This window comes from Psychrobacillus sp. FSL K6-2836 (genome assembly GCF_038003085.1).
In the GTDB taxonomy this organism is placed as follows: domain Bacteria; phylum Bacillota; class Bacilli; order Bacillales_A; family Planococcaceae; genus Psychrobacillus.
In genome coordinates this window covers 4,062,257-4,083,411 of the sequence record NZ_JBBOOM010000001.1, presented here as the reverse complement: position 1 = coordinate 4,083,411, position 21,155 = coordinate 4,062,257, and the positions used below count along the sequence as shown (strand labels likewise).

Below are 21,155 nucleotides of genomic sequence, written 5' to 3'. Positions count from 1 at the left end.
TTGCACTTCTCATTTATCATAACGCAAGTTTCTTTCGTTGACAATCATATTGTTGATAGTAAAATTAAATTAGTAAGAACAGGAGTGAAAAAAATGGCTCGTTTAGCGGCTTTAATCGTGTTATTAATTCCTGGAATTTTAGCAGCATTTGGGATTAAATTAATGAGAGATACATTTTTCGGATTGCAAATCCTCCCTATTGGTGGCTTAGCCGTACAATTTATAAGTGGATTAATATTTACGGTTCTAGGATTAGGCTTCTTTGCAGGATTCTTATTGAACCGTGATCGTAAAAATGGGAAAGTAGCTCCACGATTTCAAAAGAAAAAAGACGTAGACTTATAAAAGTCAGCGTCTTTTTTGTTGTTGTATTACTTTTTCGGGATAATCAGTGATCCATCCAATTACCGATTCATGCGGATTTCGAATATATTTTTCGTTGCCCTTTATATTATAAAAGCGCATAGGATAACCAGCATCCCATACTTTTTTCATCAAATCAGTATTGTAAAATCTTTTATTAAAATGAATTGCATCTATTTCTTTAATAGATAATACATAATCCCAATCAGAATTTTTTTTGCCAATAAAAGCTGTTTGGACTCTCCTATCTATAGCGTGTATGGCTTGGAGCACGCTAAATTCAAAAGAAGAAAAGTGGACATCTGAAATGTTTGATGCTTTTTCTACCACTTCTCGAATTTTTTCAGTTTTACCAAGAAAGGATTCCTTCAATTCGATATTTAATTTTATTCCTAAAGGGGTCACAAAATGAATAAATTCATCAAAGGTCACTACTCTAGAATAGAAAAACTTTCGGTAAAACACTCTCCCGAGCTTTAACTGCAAAACTTCCTCAGCAAGCATATCCGTAATTCTTCTTTTATTTCCCGCTAGTCGGAAAAAATCGATATCATGCGTTACAAAAGGTACGCCATCTGCTGAAAGCTGTAGATCTAGTTCAATTCCATCTACACCTAGCTTCACAGCTCTTTTAAACGCTTTCATGGAATTCTCTACTGTTTTGAGTGCTGCACCACGGTGAGCATACACAGGTATATTAGACATTTAACTCCCCATTTTCCAATTTAAATTTCCCTTTGGTTTGTGTTGTTAGATAGGATGACTTGCTTCCAATTTGAATAATAGTTCCTGGATTTGCTTCTCTTGTAATTTGGATAAAGTATCCTGACGTTTGTCTTAACATTTTCAAAATACGCTGAATCTCCTCATCTAACTCCTTAATCTCACGTTGAATTTCATTATATTTTTGCTTCGTTTGCTCATACATAGCTACTTGTTGAACTGTCATGGAACTTTTAAATTGATTTAATTGACTTAAATTAAAATTGAGCTTTGTCGTTTCTTCCTGTAACTTCATCATTTCTTGTGCTTTTGTTTTGGCATTTTCGGTTAAAATTTTTCGGTCTATCCCTTGGACAATCAATTCCGTTTTTCTTTCCGAGTTGTTACCTGTATATGCAGATGTAATGGAATTGATAGCAATAACTTTACCACCAATAATTTTCCCTTTGCGCTCATCTAAAACCAAATGATCACAGAAAATTGTAGCGCCTAACGAATAGAACCCAATGTGTATACTATCTTTCGCCTCTAGCGTACATTCATTGGCATGCTTAACAAATATATTATGATGTGCCTCTACCTTTGTGACTCCTCTACCAAAAATACCACCTTTAATGAATACATCTCCTTCGGTGGATTTAATAAGCTCAGCTGAATGAACACCCTCATTGGATTCAATGGAGATATCACCTGAAGAAACTATGGAATAGCCAGGCATTACAGTTCCCCTAACTTGGATAGAACCGTCAAATTTCAAATTACCTGTCTCCAGTCCTACATCACCATCGATGACAAGATGCTTTTGGACCGTAAGTAATCCATTTACTTCTCCGATTACTCCTTTTGTTTTAGAACGAAGAACCGTCTTCCCTTCCTCTTCCACTTCATAAGCTGATTTAGTGTCATATTTTAGTGGAAAATCGTCACCCATTAGTGCGGGTACTGGTTCTCCCAAAATATTCTTTCCTGCTACTCCTTGCTGAGCAGGAATTTTTTCACCAAGCCAAGATCCCTCATTAATCTCTACAAGGAATTTCATATCAAAGTAATCTGCTTTACCATCTTCATTAATTACTGGTGTCTTTTCCGCTTGTTGTAAATAAGAAATTTTGGCATCGGTACCTTTTTGAGGTGATAGTCCTTTTGCAATTATGTATGATTTACCTGTTTTAATCGTGGATAAGTCTAATGGCTGATGACCGTACACAATTTGATTGTCTTGTAGTAGCTTTTGCAAATTCATTTGAAGGTTTTCTATGTTATCTTGTATAAATTTTGGGGATTCATAAATAGTGAGTAATGCCTCCATTTTATCACTGCTTACTTCTAACTCCATACTATCAATCCAGATACCTAGCTCAATAGGATCATGTGAACCACTTTCTACTGCTTTTTTAACAGCAAGAAAATTAGAAATTTTCAGTCTTGGGTGATTTCTACTTAATTCATCTACTTTCTTTAGATTATAATGATCGTTTTTTATAGTCATAAATACTCGTCCATTTTCTGTAGAAAGCATTATTTCATCATTCTCAATGATTATCATAACTCCAAACACTTCCTCTCATCATTTATTATACTCACTATTAAAAATAGTGTGATAAAAATTTTGATTTTGAGAAAAATATCGCTATTAATACCTAATTGTTATTATTATTAACTAGTTTAACCTGATTTTAAACAGATATTTAGTCTTGCACTAGGTCTACATTAAAGGGTACAAAATAACCACCCTAGCAAGTCTAAAAAATCTTCGTTTCTATAAGTGCACCTGAAAGTCCAGGCTTTTTTTCCCAAGCATACTTTTTTAACATAAAAAAAACCAGCGAATCAAAAAACTCGTTGGTTTTGCTAGTAATAGTTTATAGGCATTGAAATTAGAGTCTAAAAGGTTTCAGAAATGTCGGGAATGATATTTATAATAAGTTCATTAATACCAACGATTAACTAGCCATATTCTCCATACGAATTTTGTCTGCAATCATCGCAATGAATTCAGAGTTAGTTGGTTTTGATTTTAAGTGATGTACTGTGTATCCGAACAATTTAGAAATAGTTTCATAGTTTCCACGATTCCAGGCTACCTCGATAGCATGCCGAATAGCTCGTTCTACACGAGATGGTGTTGTTTGAAATTTTTTAGCTATTTCTGGATATAAAACTTTCGTTATAGAACCCAATAATTCGATATCACTGTAAACCATTTGGATGGCCTCACGTAGATATGAATAACCTTTAATATGGGCGGGAACACCAATCTCTTTAATAACATTCGTTATTGTATTGTCAATCATCCGCTTATTTTGCAATGCTTCTTTTTCGGGATTAGCTTTAATAGGTTCTTCTTGAACAAAACCTTTCTTGCCTGCTACTTGTTTAATCTGTGTTACTAAGCGTTCAAACTCAAAAGGCTTTAGCATAAAGTAGGATGCTCCTAGATCTACTGCTTGTTTCATGACATCCTCTTGGCCAAAGGCAGTCAGCATAATTACTTGAATATCCTTTAGTTTATTGTCTTTTTGTAGATTATCTAAAACCGCGATTCCATCTAAATGCGGCATAATTATGTCGAGTAGTAATACATCCGGTTGGATATTTTCCAAAAGTTCTAAACAAAGTTTTCCATTTACTGCTGTACCAATTATTTCAATATCCGGGTGCTGGTCGAAATAGGACCCCATCGTACGAATTAAGTCTTTGTTATCATCCACAATTGCAATTTTTATCTTTTCCATTTTCTCATCCACCTTTTGTAATTTTTCACTTAGGTACTATTCTCTTTAATTTTCTTAAATCCTTCAACCTTATTAAAAATAAGGCTTTTATAATACATTTTCGTTGTATTGCGACAAATTTCCGAATATTACAACATCAATGTCGAATTATCTTTATACCATATTATACCTAAATAAAATAAAAAGGATAGACCCAAAAATGGTCTACCCTTTTTATTTTATTTTGGATTCTTTTTCATCATTTCGGTTATTGATAATGCTGCGCCATTTTCCGGTTTGTCTACATACATATGAGTAACAACTCCGATTAGTTTATCTTTTTGCATGATTGGACTTCCGCTCATGCCTTGTAAAATACCGCCCGTCTTTTCAATGAGCTGCTTATCGGTTACTGTAAATTGAAATATATGACCTTCTACTGAAGAAATTTCTATTGAGAAATCCTGTACTTTTTGACCATCGATTGAGGTTCGCATAACTGCTTTACCTGTCATTATATCTTCTTGATCTACAATTTCCACCTGTTGCATGGATATATTTTCTAACGCACTATTTTCCAATTTCCCAAAAACACCGTATACATTATTTTCATTAACGCCACCAATTGGTAATGTGTTTGATTGGTGAGATGTTATTTTATAGCCAGGTTTTCCCGGAGTACTTTTCTTTATCTGCTCAATTGATGATAAATAAATGGACCCTTCCGAGAAATTCGGTGTAATTCCAGACTGTTGATCCACTATTTGGTGACCTAGGGCACCAAATTCTTTCGTAATTGGATCAAAATAAGTCAAGGTACCAATACCTTCCGTAGCGTCTCTCAAAAAGGGAAGTAATTTCACCATTTGATTGGGACTGATACTTTTCGTATACTTTTCTTTTTTATGCTCATACTGGATAATAATTTGTGAACTATCTTTTAAATGACTTTTTACGTCCATTAGATTTGTCACTGGCTTATCATTGATCAGATGAATCGAATCACCTGTTCGCAACCACTCATCATCTGAAAGTAAAACATCACTACTTACAAAAACGGAACCATATTGTAAATCAATTTGAATGGACTGCCCGAGTGGAACTACTGAAGTTTGCTCTGCAAAAGCTGAATTGTTCGCGAAGAATAAAGTAAAGAAGAGTAGTGGCATTAGCGACCATTTACGATAGTTTTTCTTCATATTTCACCTCCCTATATTGATACTATGTCCTACAAAATGTCGGCTATGAAAGGTAAATAATTGATAAAGTTAAACTTCTATTATTGCGGTTTTCTTTTACCCAATGAGTTTAAAGTCTGAGCAAATAACGCCGCATCGTGCGGTATTGCCTGAGTGACCAGCATCCTGTTGGTCCGACGCTCGCAGGAAGCGAGTCACAGACGAAGCCACACTACGTGGCGCTTTTCGTCTATGTTGTACGTCGAGCTTTTACAGTCAGTTAATTCCAACTTGTACTTTTTTGGGGTCAAGCCTTGAGGTGGGAATATTACTGCCCGTTAATGCGAGATAAAAAAAAGACCTTGAATTGCAAGGTCTTCACAGATTTCTTATAATTTTTTTGCGATTTTTCGCTAATTTTAATAGCTCTTTCGAATGCTGTAAGGTGGTGCTCGTAATTTCCGCACCAGACATCATCCGACTTAGTTCTTCCGCTCGTTTAGCATTTTGTACTTCTTCTAATACAGTAAATGTTCGATTACCACTGACCTCTTTTTTAATCATTAAATGTTGATCGGCCATCGCAGCAACCTGTGGTAAATGGGATATACAAAGTACTTGTGAGTTCGAAGCAATCCCAGAAATTTTTTCTGCAATTGATTGGGCAACTCTTCCGCTTACTCCAGTATCAACCTCATCGAAAATAATGGATGTTATGCCTTGATGCTTAGAAAAGATACTTTTAAGTGCAAGCATCATACGTGAAAGCTCCCCACCTGAAGCAATTTTAGTTAATGCCTTCAGAGGTTCGCCTACATTCGTTGAAATATAAAATGACAAATCATCTAATCCATTTTCATTGTAGACTGGTTTGACACTCTCATGAAACATAACCGAAAAAGTCGCCTTTTCCATATATAGTTCCTGTAACTGCTCCATGATAGCAACGCTTAATAGTTTCGCGGCATTTTTACGTTTATCCGTTAAGTCCTTAGCCTCTAATTCTAAATCAATTTCAATTTGATGTATTTTTTCTGTCATTTTTTGAATTTGCTCATCACGATTAACTAACTGATCTAAGCTGTATTGAATCTGATCTTTGTAATCTAGTATCTCTTCAATAGATGAACCATATTTTCGTTTTAAACCTTGGATAGTAGCTAAACGCTCGTCCACTATTTGTAATTGGTTATTATCAAATTCCATCTCATCTAATTCATTTTTAAGCTGATAAGCGGTATCTTGTAACATGTAAAAAGCTGATGATACGTTTTCGCTAAGCTCTTGCATATTTTTATCGACATCTGCTATATCTTGAAGATCAGCCATTGCGGTACCTATATAATCAAGACCTTTGGATTCAGCTAAAATAGCATCATAGGCACTACTCATTTTATCGAATACCTTGTGGAAATTTTGTAACTTCTTTTTCTGCTCCTGTAGTTGTTCTTCTTCACCAATAACTAGGTTCGAATCAACAATTTCTTCTACTTGGAATGTGTACAAATCCATTTTATGTGCAATTTGTTGTTCGTTCTCCGATAATTTTTCCAGTTCTTTTTTCCACTTTTTATATTGCTTATAAAGTTCTTGATAGGATTCTTTCACTTCTTTTAAATTTTCTCCAGCAAATTGATCTAACAGATGGATGTGAGCTTTGTCGTCCATCAACTCTTGACTTTCATGCTGACCATGGATATCTATTAAAGAAGCGCCAATTTCTCTTAAAATACCAATTGTTACAAGTTTCCCATTTACTCTACAGACACTTTTACCTGATTGGTTAATGTCTCTTCTTAAAATAATGGATTCGTCCTCTATATCTATACCAACGTCTTCCAGCTTTTTAAAAACTCCATGGTGAGGATTAGAAATAATAAACAAACCTTCTAACTCCGCTTTTTTAGCCCCATGTCTGATGAATTCATGTGAGCCTCTACCACCACATAACAAATGCACAGCATCTATAATTATTGACTTCCCTGCACCAGTTTCTCCAGTAAGCACTGTAAGTCCTTCTTCAAAACTGACGGTCAATTCATCAATAATGGCAAAGTTTTTTATCGTTAGTTCCTTCAACAACTGATTTCACCTCACTTTAGAGCATTTCTAGTAAGCGATTTTTAATAACCTGACTATCTTCTTCATGCCTACATAGGATTAAACAAGTGTCGTCACCACAAATAGTACCTAAAATTTCTGTCCAATCTAGGTAATCTATTAAGGATCCAATTGCGTGTGCATTACCAGGCAATGTTTTCATCACTAAAAAATAGCTTGCTCCATCAATACTAACGAATGCATCAGATAATGCTCTTCGTAGTTTTTGAGTAGGATTAAAGCGTTGGTCAGCAGGCAAACTATATTTATAATTACCATTTGGCAATGGAACTTTAACTAAATGAAGTTCTTTAATATCTCTCGAAACCGTAGCTTGAGTGACATTATAACCCGCATTTTTTAAAAAATCGACTAAATCATCCTGTGTTTCAATTTCGTTCTTTGCAATAATATCTCTAATGCGAATATGTCGTTGTCCCTTGTTCATATCGGGTTCACCTCATTGTATATTTATACTATTTACTTTATACAATAGCATTGGTTTGAAAAAGTAACAAGAAAAAAGCGACTCTTTCACAAGAGCCGCAAGTTATTTAAGTAGTTGATGCGCTTCGCCTACCAGTTTTGTAAAATCAATCTGATGCGGTTGAAATTCTTCCCCAACGATATTCGTTAGATGAAATAAAAATTCGATATTTCCCTCTCCACCAGTTATAGGAGAGAAAGAAGCATTTTTTAATTGAAAATGCTGACTTTCCGCAAATTGAGCTATGTCATTCAAAACATCTACATGCACTGCTTTATCCCTGATTACACCTTTTTTCCCTACACGATCTTTGCCTGCCTCAAACTGAGGTTTTACAAGCGCAATCACATCACCATTAGGTACTAAAATTGTTTTTAAGGTAGGAAAAATAAGCTTTAAGGAAATAAATGAAACATCAATCGACGCAAATGACGGTAAACCTTCTAAAAAATCTGCAGGGGTTGAGTATCTAAAATTCGTTTTTTCCATAACAGTTACACGAGCATCTTGCCTAATTTTCCAAGCTAATTGGTTACTCCCAACATCTAAAGCATAGGCATGCTTAACACCATTTTGTAAACCACAGTCCGTAAATCCTCCTGTAGAAGAACCGATATCAAGCATGATTCTATCATCAATACGCAAGTCAAATTGTTCTAATGCTTTTTCTAACTTTAATCCACCACGGCTTACATACTTTAATACCTGACCTTTTACTGTTAAAACAGAGGTATTTTCCACCTTTTCTCCAGGTTTATCAATTCGCTCTTCGTTTTTATAAATAAGCCCTGCCATTATAGCACGTTTAGCCTTTTCTCTTGTTTCGAATAATCCTTGTTCGACTAATAATACGTCTACTCGTTCTTTCGGTATTTTAGTCATGATGGAATATACCTGGATGATTCATTTACTTTTCTATTCACTACATTTACAATCTCATCTGAAGTAATATGGATTTCTTCCAATAATTGATGTACCTCGCCATGTTCGATAAAGATGTCCGGTATTCCAATGCGATGTACATTTGCTTGCAGGTTATTTTCATTATAAAACTCTATTACTGCACTACCGAAACCACCTTGAAGAGCACTCTCTTCCACTGTAATAATTGGAATATTACGAGCCTGTAGGTCTTGAAGCATTTTTGCATCTAACGGTTTTATAAAACGTGCATTAATGACTTCTACAGAAATATTATTTTGTGAAAGAGTTTCTGCAGCTTTCATAGCCATTGGTATTGTCGTTCCAAATGTCAGAATAGCAGCTTGTGTACCTTCTTTTAATACTTCCCAAGAACCAATTGGAATAGTTTTTAATTCTTCATCCATTGGCACTCCAAGACCATTCCCTCTTGGATAACGAAGTGCTATTGGTCCATCTGAATATTCGAAAGCAGTGTTAACCATATGCTGGCCTTCATTTTCATCTTTGGGCATCATAATGACCATATTTGGCATATGACGTAAGAAAGAAATATCAAATACTCCCTGATGTGTTTCTCCATCTGCTCCAACTAAGCCTGAGCGGTCAATAGCGATAACAACATTTAAGTTTTGTCGACAAATATCATGGAGCACTTGATCATAAGCACGTTGAAGGAATGTTGAATAAATAACAAGCATCGGTTTCATACCATCAGCAGCCATTCCAGCAGCCATTGTAGTAGCATGCTGTTCTGCAATACCTACATCAAACATACGATTCGGGAATTCAGAAGCAAATCCTTCTAATTTGGAACCGACTGGCATTGCTGGAGTAATTGCAACTATACGTTTATCTGTTCTTGCTAGTTTTCTTGCAGTTTCTGCGACAAGTGCACTCCATGAAGGTCCTTTTGAAGCTGATTTGATCAGATCACCAGTTTCCATTTTATATGGACCTGTTCCATGCCATGTACCGATCTTATCAAGCTCTGCAGGTTTATAGCCCTTACCTTTTTTCGTAATAACGTGTAAGAGGACTGGTCCCTTCATCTTCTTCGCATACTGTAGGTTTTCTTCTAGAGCATCAAAGTCGTGACCATCTATTGGTCCTAGATAAGTAAATCCTAGTTCTTCAAAAAACGCACCAGAAACTAGTAAATATTTTAGACTATCTTTTACTCGTTCTGCTGTACCTGCAAGTTTCCCACCAACTGCTGGGATTTTTTTCAGTAATGATTCTAGTTCATCTTTTGCCTTGTTATAGGTTCCATGTGTACGTAATCTACCTAATACATTGTGGAGTGCTCCCACATTGGGTGCAATAGACATTTCATTGTCATTTAAAATAACGGTCATATCCGTTTTTTCATGCCCAATATGATTTAATGCCTCTAATGCCATACCTCCCGTAAGAGCTCCGTCACCAATTATTGGCACAACATAATTTTTCTTATTCTGAATATCCCGAGCCTTTGCCATACCCATTGCAGCTGAAAGAGAAGTTGAGCTATGACCTGCTTCCCATACATCATGTTCACTTTCAATACGCTTAGGAAATCCACATAATCCCTTGAATTGACGCAGTGTATCGAATTGACTCGCACGCCCTGTTAAAATTTTATGGACATATGCTTGATGCCCTACATCCCAAAGAAATTTATCTTCTGGGCTATTGAATGATTTATGCAAGGCAATTGTTAGTTCTACTACTCCTAAATTAGGCCCAATATGCCCACCTGTTACTGCTAAGTTTTCTATTAAAAACGATCGAATATCTTCACTAAGTTCCTTTAATTGTTCATTATCTAAACTTTTTAAAAAGGATGGGCTAGAAATTGAAGTTAAATCCATTGCCATCACACACCTTCTATTAGATTTCCTTCTTTACAACTAGTTAATATCATAGCAATAAATGCTTAAAAAACAAATTATTCGCTACTATTTTGATCTTTTCGTAATATAATTGGCGAACTCCACCAGTAAACCATTGTGCATTTGAACATTCTCTAACGCTTGAAAAGCTTTGTTATAATGATTTTGAAGTTCTTTTTTTGCACCCTCCATCGTCAAAATTGAAGGATATGTATTCTTTTCGCTTATTAAGTCTTTACCAGCAGTTTTCCCCAATTGCTCCGAAGTACCTTCTACATCTAAAATGTCATCTTGTATTTGGAATGCAAGACCAATATGAAAGGCATACTTTTCTAATGCAGTCATTATTTCTGTAGGAACATTTGCAATGATAGCTCCGGCTAGTATACTGTATGACAAGAGTGCACCTGTTTTATTTATATGAATCTCTTCTAGCTGCTCCAAAGTTAAGGTTTGACCTTCTCCGAGCATATCTAATACTTGCCCGCCAACCATACCTTCTGCTCCAGCAGAAAAACTTAACTTATCAATCAATTCTACTTTCAGTTCAGGAGATATATTCTTTAGTCTTGCAATAATACCAAAGGCAATCGTTACAAGCGCATCTCCCGCTAATATAGCTAGAGCTTCTCCGAAAACTATATGATTGGTTGGTTTTCCACGGCGTAAATCATCATTATCCATCGCAGGCAAATCATCATGAATAAGCGAATACGTATGAATCATTTCAATAGTGCTTGCGACAATAATTGCATCCTCATTTTCAATATCTAGCTCTTTTAAAACTGCAAGTGTATACAGAGGTCTAATTCTTTTGCCGCCAGCTTGAAGTGAATACAGCATAGCATCTTTCAATGGTTGAGGTGCCTTTATATCATTTATTAAGGCATGCAATGTCTTTTCTATAAGCGGCTGGTTGGTTTGAATAAATGAAGTTAATAGATTACTCATTGGACGTACCAGCATCTTCTTTGTTTTCATCCATAAATGTAACTAATTGCTTTTCTGCTTTTTGCAGCTTGTCACTACATACTTTGGAAAGTTCCATACCTTTTTGATATAGCTCTATAGCACTTTCTAACGGTACATCACCTTGTTCTAGCTGACGAACTATATTTTCTAATTGCAGCATTGCTTCATCGAATAGAATTTCCTTCTTAGTCATTAATATTAGTCCCCACTTTCTTTCACTTCAACTCGCTGAACGATAGCTTCTAATTGACCATCTTGTAATGTAACAAATATCGAATCATCTTTTTTTACATTTTCTACGGATTTAACTAGCTTGCCTTCTTTGTAAATAATACTGTATCCTCGATCCATAATTTTCAATGGATTTAGCGCTTCTAATGTTCGAATAGAACTAACAAATTGCTGACGATTTTTTTCAAACGTGGATAGTGTCGCCTGATTTAGTTGATTGGTCATGGACTGAACAGATTTATGATGTAGATCAATTACTCTCTGTGGAGATAATTGGAAAAATCTATTTTGCACTTGTAAATAATCACGTTGTTTACTTTTCAAATGAAGGTTAGTTTCTCTTTGAAGCTGCTGTTCTGCCCGAACGAACCTTTCAATAAAAGGACGATATAATTTCTCAGGGGTTGCCATTACTGGTGATTCCATTGCTCGTTTATATCTGTTTTTCTCATCGGTTATACGCTTAGTAATAAAATGTAAGCTGGCCGATTGAAATGATAAAATATTTTGCATGAGATTTTCTTTGCTTGGTACTGCCATTTCAGCAGCTGCTGTTGGGGTTGGCGCTCTTAAATCCGAGACAAAATCTGCGATGGTTGTATCTGTTTCATGACCAATTGCACTTATGATTGGAACTCGACTATCTGCAATAGCTCTAGCTACTACTTCCTCGTTGAAAGCCCATAAATCCTCAATGGAACCGCCACCTCGTCCTACAATTAAAACATCCATGTCACTAGTCTGGTTGGCTTTTTCAATAGACTTTACAATGGAAGGGGCAGCTTGAGGTCCTTGAACGATACTAGGAAATACGATTACTTCAGAAATAGGGTAGCGACGTTCTAATGTTGTTAAAATATCTCGTATAGCTGCTCCAGTTTTAGAGGTAACGACACCAATTTTTTTAGGGAAGGTCGGTATGGTTTTTTTACGACTTGAATGGAAGAGTCCTTCTTGCTGCAATTTCTTTTTCAATTGTTCAAATGCTAAAAAAAGCTCTCCTATACCATCTGGCTGTATAGTAGCAGCATATAACTGATATTGTCCTGCTACTTCGAATACATTTATATCTCCCCGCACGAGTACATTCATGCCACTTTCAGGAACAAATTTTAATGATTTGGCATTCATCGCAAACATGACGGAAGTGATTCGAGCAGCATCATCTTTAAGCGTAAAATAGATATGTCCACTAGAATGAACTTTCACATTGGAAAGTTCCCCTTTTACGTACACATCTCGTAAATGCGTATCTGCATCGAATTTTCGCTTTATGTATTTGGTTAAAGCTTTTACAGTCAAATACTTACTCGGTTCTGTAGTCACAAAAACAACTCCAATATTGTAATAAGAAAAAGTGTCAGATGGCTAGTCCTTTTAAGAAGAGTAACCTTAAAGTCACCGTTGATTTCCGCTACGGCGGACGCTTTTCGCGGGCATGGCTTCAGTCTCCTCGTCACTACGTTCCTGCGGGGCCTTCAGCTCATGCTATTCCCGCAGAAGTCGCCACCTGCGCTCCAATCAACTAATATGTATGGCAAAAAGGATTGATTGAATTAACTTAGAATAATCCAATTGTCTTAGCAATAAGTTATGCTAAATATTATATTGAGCACTACACAATTCATTGATTGTAGTGAAAGGCGGCGACTCCAGCGGGATGAGTGAGATAGATGAGACATCACAACGGAAGCGAAGCTACGGTGATGGCTCATCGCTCACCCCGCGGAAAGCGTCCACATGTAACGGAAATCAGTAGTGTTAACGGGTTACCTAAAAAAATGGGTTTATCCTTCAAGGTAAAAGCTGTCTTTCATAGAAAAACAGCTCACCAATTATTTATTAGTTAATGTATTTTCAGCCGCTAAACAAGTATTTTCCATAAGCATTGCGATTGTCATTGGACCTACACCACCAGGTACTGGCGTAATTTTAGAAGCTACTTCCTGTGCAGAAGCAAAGTCTACATCTCCGCAGAGCTTGTTGTTCTCATCACGGTTGATACCTACATCAATGACTACTGCCCCTTCTTTTATATAACTAGCATCTATCATCTTAGTTCGACCAGTTGCAACAACTAAAATATCCGCTTGTTTTGTAAAAGAGTGTAAATCTTTTGTTCTAGAATGACAATATGTAACTGTTGCATCTTTTTGTAACAATAGCTGACCCATCGGTTTACCAACAATGTTGCTTCGACCAATAATTACAGCGTGTTTTCCTGCAATATCTACATCACTGTATTCGAGTAATTTCATAACGCCAAAAGGTGTACAAGGAAGGAAAGATTGTTGACCAATCATCATTTTCCCAACATTTTCTGGATGGAATCCATCAACATCCTTTAACGGAGAAATAGCTGCAATCACCCTGTCCTCATCAATTTGGGAAGGTAATGGCAATTGAACTAAAATACCATGAATTTTTATATCTTGGTTAAGTGCCTCTACATTTTTAAGAAGCTCATCTTCAGAAATATTTTCGTCTAGCTCTATCAACACGGAGTACATACCTAAACGCTCGCAAGTTTTTGCTTTATTGTTTACATACGTTTGTGAGGCAGGATTGCTTCCAACTAAAACAACTGCTAATCCTGGAACGATACCTTTAGATTTTAGGTTTTCAACACGTTCTTTCACTTTTTCTGTTACTAACCCTGCAATTTGCTTTCCATCAATTTTATTAGTAGACAATTCAAACGCTCCTTAAGTCAATGTAGATTATTGCTCTGCATATTTAGATAAAACACCATTTACGAAACGACTTGACTTCTCGTCACCAAATACTTTAGAAATCTCTAGTGCTTCATTGATCACTACTTTAGCGGGTGTTTCTTCAGTGAATAGTAATTCAAAAACAGCAATTCTTAGTACTGTACGTTCAATTTTCGGAAGTCTAGAAAGCGACCAGTTTTCTAGTTTATCTGTTAAAGAAGCATCTATTTCCTCTTTATGATTCACGACTCCAGTCACTACTTGTGTCAAAAAAGAATCTTGTTCTTCTGTGACATGTCCAATAGCTTCTTCTATGGAAATTTCATGATTGTCTAATTGAAATAGAGCTTGTAATGCTAATTCTCTCGCTTGTCTTCGTTTCATTATTTAGTTCTCCTTTAAATGTAACTATCTAGACAATCATAGCATATTTTTTTGTAGTATGTGTATTAGAAAGGCAAAAAAAAGAAAGAGCTACCTGATGGATAGCTCTTTCTCTTTTAAGAAATGAGAAAAGTATAGAGTTTTTGTTTACTACCTGTCCAGCTCCAGCGCCTAGCCCCTCGAGTCGCTTCAGGATTTCAGCGCTTGTCGGGTCTTACATAGGCGCTTACGCTTTTCTTATTCTGCTGTATCGAATTGAACACCTGTAATATGTACATTCACTTCTTTAGGTGTTAAACTCGTCATATTTTCGATTGCTTGACGAATTTGGGATTGGACTTCTCTCGCAACTGTAGGAACAGATGAACCATATTTCACAAGGCAGTATACATCGATAAACAAGCCATCATTATTTATCTCCGTTTTAATACCCTTGCCATGTACTTTTTTTCCTAGACGTTCTACTACACCTGCAGCAAAGTTTCCTCGTGTACCAGCAATACCTTCCACTTCATTTGTAGCAATTCCAGCGATTACTGTAATTACTTCGGGAGCAATTTCTATCGTTCCTAGATATTCTTTTCCTTCAGGAGTCATTTGAACAAACTTTTGTTCAGTAGTTTCTGTCATATCCTTCACTCCTTATTATGAATTCATTACATCATATTTTTCTAAGAATTTCGTATCAAAATCACCTGACACAAATACTTCATGATTCATGAGCTTCGAATGGAATCCGATAGTAGTTTCGACTCCTTCGATAGCAAATTCACTTAGTGCACGTTTCATTTTAGCGATTGCTTCTTCTCGAGTTGCAGCATGTACAATAAGTTTTGCAACCATTGAATCATAAAATGGCGGGATCGTATAACCAGGGTATACAGCAGAATCTACTCGAACTCCCAAACCACCTGGTGGCAAATAAAACTCTACTAGTCCCGGAGAAGGCATAAAGTTTTTCACAGGGTTCTCCGCATTAATACGACATTCAATTGCCCATCCATTTAGTTTAATATCTTTTTGTTCGAAAGGCAATTTCTCACCAGCTGCAACTAAAAGCATTTGTTTAATCAAATCTACACCTGTAATCATTTCAGTGACAGGGTGCTCAACTTGAATACGTGTGTTCATTTCCATGAAGTAGAATTTTTGTTCAATATGATCAAAGATAAATTCCACTGTACCAGCGCTCTCATAACCAACAGCTAATGCTGCCTTCACAGCTGCTTCTCCCATCTCAGCTCGGAGCTCCTCAGACAATGCAGGAGAAGGTGCCTCCTCCACTAGCTTTTGCATACGACGCTGAACGGAACAATCGCGTTCTCCTAGGTGAACAGCATTTCCATGACCATCAGCCAACACTTGAATTTCCACATGACGGAATACTTCAATATATTTCTCTAAGTAAACGCCAGGGTTACCGAATGCTGCTGCCGCTTCTTTTTGCGTTATTTTAATCCCTTTTAGAAGATCTTCCTCATCTTTAGCGACACGGATTCCTTTACCACCGCCACCAGCAGTAGCTTTGATAATTACTGGAAAACCTATTTCTCTAGCGACTTTCAAAGCATCTTCTTCGGTTTCTACAATCCCTTTAGACCCAGGAACTATTGGAACTCCTGCTTTTTCCATTGTTTCTTTTGCTACATCCTTAATCCCCATACTTTTAATAGCAGAGGAAGTTGGTCCGATAAATTTAATATCACAATCTTCACATAGCTCAGCAAACTCGGCATTCTCTGCTAGGAATCCATAACCTGGATGAATTCCCTCACAACCAGTTAGTTTTGCAACTGTTATGATGCTTGAAAAATTTAAATAGGAATCCTTTGAAAGTCTCGGACCTATACAATAAGCTTCATCAGCAATTTGCACATGAAGTGCTTCACGGTCTGCTTCAGAAAATACTGCCACAGTTTCGATGTCTAATTCTTTACACGCTCGTATTATGCGGACAGCTATTTCTCCGCGATTGGCAATCAATACTTTTTTCATGATCCTTGCTCCTTTCTTAATTTCCTTTAACGAGGAACAGAGGTTGACCATATTCAACTAATTGTCCATCTTTCACTAGTATTTCTACAACTTCTCCATCAATTTCAGCTTCAATTTCATTGAACAGCTTCATTGCTTCCACGATACAGACGATAGAATCAGATGACACTTTCGTACCAACTTCTACGTATGCAGATGCATCAGGAGAGGAAGATTGATAAAACGTACCAACCATTGGTGAAATAATTGTATGCAATGAACTATCTACAACATCAACAGTAGTTTCTTCAACTACAGCTTCCTTTTGTATCTCTTGAACGATAGGCGCTTTTACTTCCACTTGTTTCGGCTGCTCTACAATTGATGAACTTTCAAAGGTTTCACTAGTTGAATTCACAAAACCTTTTTCATTTTTTTTCAACTTAATCTTTGTACCTTCTGATTCGTATAAAAATTCATCTAATGACGACTGATCGATAAGCTTTATAATTTCTCTGATTTCTTGAATCTTCATTTAGGTAATCCCCTTTTATCTACATTATTTAGTGCTCCATAATCTATTTTAGACGTTTTCCTGCTAATTTGAAATAGATAGCGTTAATTATTCTGAAATAATAAAAAAATGATATTTCTACAATCGACGAAAACCTTTTATTGAAGGGCTTTTGAGCGTTTTGGAATTATTTTCTATATAAATTATAAGAAATTTTAAACATCGGTTTCATTCCAATTTTCCACATTATCTTATTGTATTCCATAAGATAAACCAGGCAAAAAACATGTCCTGTCCTTTAAGACCAAAACTTGTTTCTATCGTTTTCGAAGGGATACTATAACCGTTTTTTAGGGGAGCTGCTGGCGTTTACCTGTCCGTCGCGCTTCTACAACTCTTAGAAACAAGCTAGTGCGTTATTGGACAACCAGAGAAAAGATACTTTCTAATTTATAGAATAAGCTCTCGAAGATTCTTTTAAGTACCATAAACCCTGTGATCACGGGACATTTTTATATACTTTTAAGAAAAGCACAAGTGTCCTTTAAAAGAATAAGCCAGTCATTACCGTAATTGTTTATCAATAGTAAAGTGTTAAAAATATTATAAAATTTATTTTAACACCGCTAATATCCCGGAGACTTATATTCCTACTCTTTAGAAGAAAAATTTTTGCTGAACCACATAAATTCAATCTTCGCTCTTTATTTCTGCAAATCTGGTAAAATGATGGTAGCTGTTCATTATTCCCAAAGAAAGGTTTACCCATATGATATATTTAAAAAGCTTTAAACTTTCTCCTCATACAGTTAAGAATCCAAATGCCTATCCATACAATGTTTTTAAAAAAATAACTGGAGAAGTGTTTGTCTTTAACAACATTACAGTTTTGTATGGTAATAACGGGTCTGGCAAGTCCACCATGTTAAATTTAATAGCAAACAAGCTGAATATTACAGGGGCAGAGGAACCTACAAATAACGCCCATAACAAATACCCTTTAGATTACATGTTGAATTGTTCATACAGCCTAGGTGAAAATAAGAGTGACGAGGAGTCAGATCGAATACCGCATAATAGTCTGTACATCAAAAGCGAAGATATTTTATATGAGATCAAGAAGATTCAGCAGGAGGCAGTTCTTAAGGAAGGTTACCTATACCAGCACTCTAAATTGGGGTATACTAAGGAGCTTTTGGAAAAGTTGAAACATTCTTCGCAGATGTACAAACAAATCGAGATTATGAAGTTTGCGAATGAAAAGTATTCTAACGGAGAGACATCCATCCAGATGTTTGATGAGTATCTTACCCCAAATGGCTTATACCTGCTAGATGAACCTGAAACATCTCTTTCACCTACAAACCAAATTCAGTTGGCGGAAGAAATCAATAAACTGGCAAGATTTTTTAACTGTCAGTTTATTATTGCGACACATTCTCCATTTATGTTGGGAACACTAGATGCTAAAATTTATAATCTTGACGCTCCCCTTTTGAGAACGTATAAATGGACTGAACTTGAAAATGTAAGATTTTTCTACGACTTTTTCAGAGCTCGTTCGAAAGAATTTGAATAATCTGCCTCAATAGCGAGGGGGCGTATCAGCTTCTTCCTGCTACGCCCCCTTTTGTGGAAGAAAAATCATTTTTATACTAAACTAAGGATTTTTCTAATCCCTCCTATATACATTTCCAATACTTTCAAAAAAAAAAAAGCGCCCCTTCAGGCACTCTTCAATACAGCTATAATATATTAAGTATATTTTTATTTTCTTTTAGATTACTGACCATCAAAATTTACTTCAACATTATAAGCTTGCGGCCACTCCCGCTTAACCGCATAAATAATTTCAGATGCTTTTTTAGTCGATTGTTCATTAGATACAACATCTATTAAAACATCACTTTCTTCTATACGCACTAGTGCATCATCATATCCTAATGACTTTATGATTAACTCCAACATCGCTTCTGTGGAATCAATTTTAACTAGTTCTTCAATTTTGTTATAGGCCTCGTCTTTTTGTTCTGCTGTAAATTCATTGGAGCCGACTTTTTTAGTTAATTGTTCAGTTAGTTGACTGCGTTTTTCGGTTACTTCCATTCTCATTTCTTCAAATGCATTACTTTGAGAAACAAATGATTCTTCATTTGTTGAAGAAGTTTCTACTAACCCTACCTCATCTAACGTGTCATCGGAAAATAGTTGAATCCCATCGAATGGTGATGGTCGATCCGATACATAAAAAACCGTCACTACTGCTACTAAACTAAATAATGTTAAAAACCATACAGATCTCTTTTTATTCATGTTGTTTATCCTCCAATTCCATTTCTTCTATCACAATTCGATGTGGAGATATTTGCAATACAGATGATAATGTCTTTACTAAACTATTTTGTATACGTTTATCGTTCGCCCCTTCCGCAACTACTAGTATTCCAATCAATTCCTCTTTGTCCTTTTTACTGTCACTTGTCCACTGGAAAAATGAAACTTCACTTTCCGTGATGTTTTCGGAACTATCCCCGTAATGGAAATAAACTGCAACCTTTCCTACCCCGTTAATCTTCTCTAATATAGATATTAGATTATCTGAAGCTTCGTAGGCTGGATCTTCGGTTTCACTATTACTTCCCCCACCACGAGTAAGTAAGTCAGAAAAAAGTAGACTAATGAAAAGAACAGCTATACAAATGACAACAAAACGAAAAGTGGGTTTTTGTTTAAATGAAATGGTGATTCACCCTTCTTTTCATGATGGATACAATACTTTATGCAAGACAACCTGTTTATATGAAGAGAAAGCTCATAATCCAATAGATAATCGCTATTTTCACAAGAAATCCCGTTCGTTCCTTATCGGTATGGTCCAGTAATATAGAAAGAAGTTCGCCTACTAGAACGATTAATAGAATGCCAAAGAGAAGTCTCGTAACGATGGCTACTATCCTTTCCCACTTATTAGTAGTTTTGCAAATAACATCGTTAATATAATCGTGAAGAAAAACGTAAATGCGATTAATACGGAGATTATAGAAAGAACAAATAGTGTCTTTCCAATATCATCTAATAATCCACTTATATTACCATCTACAAAAGGTTCTAAAATAGCACCAAGCAAACGGTATAAAAAAGCAATGAGAATTGTTTGTATGGTTGGAATCGACACTAACATTAACACAGATAAAATAACAGCATTTCCGGTTATAACAGAAGCAGATGAGGAAAAGTTTTTCATCGTGCTAATACTCTCTGTCAGTAAAGAACCGACAAACGGAATATTATTTTGGATTAGCCGTTTTACAGTCTCATTGACTGTCCCACTTACAGACCACGTTATCACACCGTTAACTGACATGAAGATACTATATAAGAGAAGAATAATAGATGTGGAGCCTATTAAAGTTAATCGGATGAGATCAGACATTTTTGAAAAAGAAGTCTGAGGGTGAATTCTACTGATCAAATCAAATATAAATGCAGCCATAATAGCAGGTATTAAAATTTTCCCTGCTAATACTGTAGTGAAGGATGCAAATAACATGACAGCCGGATTCCAGGCGGTTATTAAAAATGCTCCTCCTGAAGCAGCAATACCTAGTGTTAAGATTGGATATATACCTAGGAATAAAGTAACTAATTCAGTCGTCATCGCCTGAATCATTTCCAATGCTCGAATAGCTGGTTCCAAACAATAAATGCATATTATTAACATAAATAATAATTTAAATAATCTTTTACTCGATGGAATAAACCACTCTAGACAGACAAAGACAAATCCAAATAATAGCATGTACGAAAATGTTTGTGCTACCTCTTTGACAGGCTGCACTAAAGACGTTAGTATTTCTTCCATTGCTGTTCATTCCTTCAAGAGAGTAGTCCCAAAAGTGATAAAAACTTGTCATAGAATTGCTTCATATGATTCAGCCACACAATAAGCAAAATAGCTTTTGTCGTAAAAGTGAATAACGATGCTAGGCTTGTATATTCATAGTCC

21 protein-coding genes are annotated in these 21,155 nt (G+C 35.9%); 2 read left to right on the top strand and 19 right to left on the bottom strand.

Going from position 1 to position 21,155, the window contains the following annotated elements; translation table 11 throughout:
• The first annotated feature begins 93 nt into the window (after positions 1–93).
• Complete coding sequence (locus tag MKY37_RS19845; protein ID WP_340779574.1) at positions 94–345, top strand: DUF2627 domain-containing protein; 252 nt, start codon at positions 94–96, stop codon at positions 343–345.
• 3 nt (positions 346–348) lie between these two features.
• On the opposite strand, the gene MKY37_RS19840 is transcribed toward MKY37_RS19845, so the two are convergent.
• The 16 genes from MKY37_RS19840 to accB all read right to left on the bottom strand — a co-directional run bounded on the left by MKY37_RS19840 (position 349) and on the right by accB (position 17,170).
• A complete protein-coding gene (locus tag MKY37_RS19840) occupies positions 349–1,068 on the bottom strand; it encodes a glycerophosphodiester phosphodiesterase (RefSeq protein WP_340779573.1) in 720 nt (239 codons plus the stop codon).
• Entirely contained in the window at positions 1,061–2,632 is a 1,572-nt protein-coding gene (locus MKY37_RS19835) for a DUF342 domain-containing protein (protein ID WP_340779572.1), read from the bottom strand. Before MKY37_RS19835 ends, MKY37_RS19840 begins: the two co-directional genes overlap by 8 nt.
• Positions 2,633–3,029: 397 nt before the next feature.
• A complete protein-coding gene (spo0A, locus tag MKY37_RS19830) occupies positions 3,030–3,821 on the bottom strand; it encodes a sporulation transcription factor Spo0A (RefSeq protein ID WP_340779571.1) in 792 nt (263 codons plus the stop codon).
• 218 nt (positions 3,822–4,039) lie between these two features.
• Positions 4,040–4,999, bottom strand: coding sequence for a SpoIVB peptidase S55 domain-containing protein (locus tag MKY37_RS19825; protein ID WP_340779570.1), 960 nt, complete (start codon positions 4,997–4,999; stop codon positions 4,040–4,042).
• 357 nt (positions 5,000–5,356) lie between these two features.
• Positions 5,357–7,060, bottom strand: a complete 1,704-nt coding sequence (recN, locus tag MKY37_RS19820) for a DNA repair protein RecN (protein ID WP_340779569.1) — start codon at positions 7,058–7,060, stop codon at positions 5,357–5,359.
• Positions 7,061–7,076: 16 nt separating this feature from the next.
• Complete coding sequence (gene ahrC, locus MKY37_RS19815) at positions 7,077–7,526, bottom strand: transcriptional regulator AhrC/ArgR (protein WP_340779568.1); 450 nt, start codon at positions 7,524–7,526, stop codon at positions 7,077–7,079.
• A 102-nt stretch (positions 7,527–7,628) separates the two neighbouring features.
• On the bottom strand, positions 7,629–8,447 hold the full coding sequence (locus MKY37_RS19810; protein WP_340779567.1) for a TlyA family RNA methyltransferase: 819 nt from the start codon (positions 8,445–8,447) through the stop codon (positions 7,629–7,631).
• On the bottom strand, positions 8,444–10,339 hold the full coding sequence (gene dxs / locus MKY37_RS19805) for a 1-deoxy-D-xylulose-5-phosphate synthase (protein ID WP_340780001.1): 1,896 nt from the start codon (positions 10,337–10,339) through the stop codon (positions 8,444–8,446). The genes MKY37_RS19810 and dxs overlap by 4 nt, the downstream gene beginning before the upstream one ends.
• An 87-nt stretch (positions 10,340–10,426) precedes the next feature.
• On the bottom strand, positions 10,427–11,311 hold the full coding sequence (locus tag MKY37_RS19800; protein WP_340779999.1) for a polyprenyl synthetase family protein: 885 nt from the start codon (positions 11,309–11,311) through the stop codon (positions 10,427–10,429).
• The gene (gene xseB / locus MKY37_RS19795) at positions 11,304–11,525 is read right to left on the bottom strand and encodes an exodeoxyribonuclease VII small subunit (protein ID WP_340779565.1); all 222 of its coding nucleotides are present in this window, start codon (positions 11,523–11,525) and stop codon (positions 11,304–11,306) included. The genes MKY37_RS19800 and xseB overlap by 8 nt, the downstream gene beginning before the upstream one ends.
• 5 nt (positions 11,526–11,530) lie before the next feature.
• Entirely contained in the window at positions 11,531–12,889 is a 1,359-nt protein-coding gene (gene xseA, locus MKY37_RS19790) for an exodeoxyribonuclease VII large subunit (protein ID WP_340779562.1), read from the bottom strand.
• 509 nt (positions 12,890–13,398) lie between these two features.
• A complete protein-coding gene (gene folD / locus MKY37_RS19785; RefSeq protein WP_340779560.1) occupies positions 13,399–14,256 on the bottom strand; it encodes a bifunctional methylenetetrahydrofolate dehydrogenase/methenyltetrahydrofolate cyclohydrolase FolD in 858 nt (285 codons plus the stop codon).
• A 27-nt stretch (positions 14,257–14,283) separates the two neighbouring features.
• A complete protein-coding gene (gene nusB, locus MKY37_RS19780; protein WP_211894588.1) occupies positions 14,284–14,661 on the bottom strand; it encodes a transcription antitermination factor NusB in 378 nt (125 codons plus the stop codon).
• 237 nt (positions 14,662–14,898) lie between these two features.
• Positions 14,899–15,291, bottom strand: a complete 393-nt coding sequence (locus MKY37_RS19775; protein WP_340779557.1) for an Asp23/Gls24 family envelope stress response protein — start codon at positions 15,289–15,291, stop codon at positions 14,899–14,901.
• A 15-nt stretch (positions 15,292–15,306) separates the two neighbouring features.
• Positions 15,307–16,659 (bottom strand): acetyl-CoA carboxylase biotin carboxylase subunit, encoded by a 1,353-nt coding sequence (accC, locus tag MKY37_RS19770; RefSeq protein WP_340779998.1) that lies wholly within the window; start codon positions 16,657–16,659, stop codon positions 15,307–15,309.
• Positions 16,660–16,672: 13 nt separating this feature from the next.
• On the bottom strand, positions 16,673–17,170 hold the full coding sequence (gene accB / locus MKY37_RS19765; RefSeq protein WP_340779554.1) for an acetyl-CoA carboxylase biotin carboxyl carrier protein: 498 nt from the start codon (positions 17,168–17,170) through the stop codon (positions 16,673–16,675).
• Between the two features lie 748 nt (positions 17,171–17,918).
• Here accB and MKY37_RS19760 point away from each other — a divergent pair.
• A complete protein-coding gene (locus tag MKY37_RS19760) occupies positions 17,919–18,728 on the top strand; it encodes an AAA family ATPase (RefSeq protein ID WP_340779552.1) in 810 nt (269 codons plus the stop codon).
• Positions 18,729–18,931: 203 nt separating this feature from the next.
• On the opposite strand, the gene MKY37_RS19755 is transcribed toward MKY37_RS19760, so the two are convergent.
• The 3 genes from MKY37_RS19755 to MKY37_RS19745 all read right to left on the bottom strand — a co-directional run bounded on the left by MKY37_RS19755 (position 18,932) and on the right by MKY37_RS19745 (position 21,011).
• Entirely contained in the window at positions 18,932–19,462 is a 531-nt protein-coding gene (locus MKY37_RS19755; RefSeq protein ID WP_340779550.1) for a SpoIIIAH-like family protein, read from the bottom strand.
• A complete protein-coding gene (locus MKY37_RS19750; protein ID WP_340779547.1) occupies positions 19,455–19,601 on the bottom strand; it encodes a hypothetical protein in 147 nt (48 codons plus the stop codon). The genes MKY37_RS19755 and MKY37_RS19750 overlap by 8 nt, the downstream gene beginning before the upstream one ends.
• 498 nt (positions 19,602–20,099) lie before the next feature.
• Complete coding sequence (locus MKY37_RS19745; RefSeq protein WP_340779545.1) at positions 20,100–21,011, bottom strand: stage III sporulation protein AE; 912 nt, start codon at positions 21,009–21,011, stop codon at positions 20,100–20,102.
• Between the last annotated feature and the right edge of the window lie 144 nt (positions 21,012–21,155).

What these genes read in the sequence shown, in the direction of transcription:
- MKY37_RS19845 (WP_340779574.1), top strand. Translation starts at nt 94, where the DNA reads ATGGCTCGTTTAGCGGCTTTAATCGTGTTATTAATTCCTGGAATTTTA.
- MKY37_RS19840 (WP_340779573.1), bottom strand. Translation starts at nt 1,068, where the DNA reads ATGTCTAATATACCTGTGTATGCTCACCGTGGTGCAGCACTCAAAACA.
- MKY37_RS19835 (WP_340779572.1), bottom strand. Translation starts at nt 2,632, where the DNA reads ATGATAATCATTGAGAATGATGAAATAATGCTTTCTACAGAAAATGGA.
- spo0A (WP_340779571.1), bottom strand. Translation starts at nt 3,821, where the DNA reads ATGGAAAAGATAAAAATTGCAATTGTGGATGATAACAAAGACTTAATT.
- MKY37_RS19825 (WP_340779570.1), bottom strand. Translation starts at nt 4,999, where the DNA reads ATGAAGAAAAACTATCGTAAATGGTCGCTAATGCCACTACTCTTCTTT.
- ahrC (WP_340779568.1), bottom strand. Translation starts at nt 7,526, where the DNA reads ATGAACAAGGGACAACGACATATTCGCATTAGAGATATTATTGCAAAG.
- MKY37_RS19810 (WP_340779567.1), bottom strand. Translation starts at nt 8,447, where the DNA reads ATGACTAAAATACCGAAAGAACGAGTAGACGTATTATTAGTCGAACAA.
- dxs (WP_340780001.1), bottom strand. Translation starts at nt 10,339, where the DNA reads ATGGATTTAACTTCAATTTCTAGCCCATCCTTTTTAAAAAGTTTAGAT.
- MKY37_RS19800 (WP_340779999.1), bottom strand. Translation starts at nt 11,311, where the DNA reads ATGAGTAATCTATTAACTTCATTTATTCAAACCAACCAGCCGCTTATA.
- xseB (WP_340779565.1), bottom strand. Translation starts at nt 11,525, where the DNA reads ATGACTAAGAAGGAAATTCTATTCGATGAAGCAATGCTGCAATTAGAA.
- nusB (WP_211894588.1), bottom strand. Translation starts at nt 14,661, where the DNA reads ATGAAACGAAGACAAGCGAGAGAATTAGCATTACAAGCTCTATTTCAA.
- MKY37_RS19775 (WP_340779557.1), bottom strand. Translation starts at nt 15,291, where the DNA reads ATGACAGAAACTACTGAACAAAAGTTTGTTCAAATGACTCCTGAAGGA.
- accB (WP_340779554.1), bottom strand. Translation starts at nt 17,170, where the DNA reads ATGAAGATTCAAGAAATCAGAGAAATTATAAAGCTTATCGATCAGTCG.
- MKY37_RS19760 (WP_340779552.1), top strand. Translation starts at nt 17,919, where the DNA reads ATGATATATTTAAAAAGCTTTAAACTTTCTCCTCATACAGTTAAGAAT.
- MKY37_RS19755 (WP_340779550.1), bottom strand. Translation starts at nt 19,462, where the DNA reads ATGAATAAAAAGAGATCTGTATGGTTTTTAACATTATTTAGTTTAGTA.
- MKY37_RS19745 (WP_340779545.1), bottom strand. Translation starts at nt 21,011, where the DNA reads ATGGAAGAAATACTAACGTCTTTAGTGCAGCCTGTCAAAGAGGTAGCA.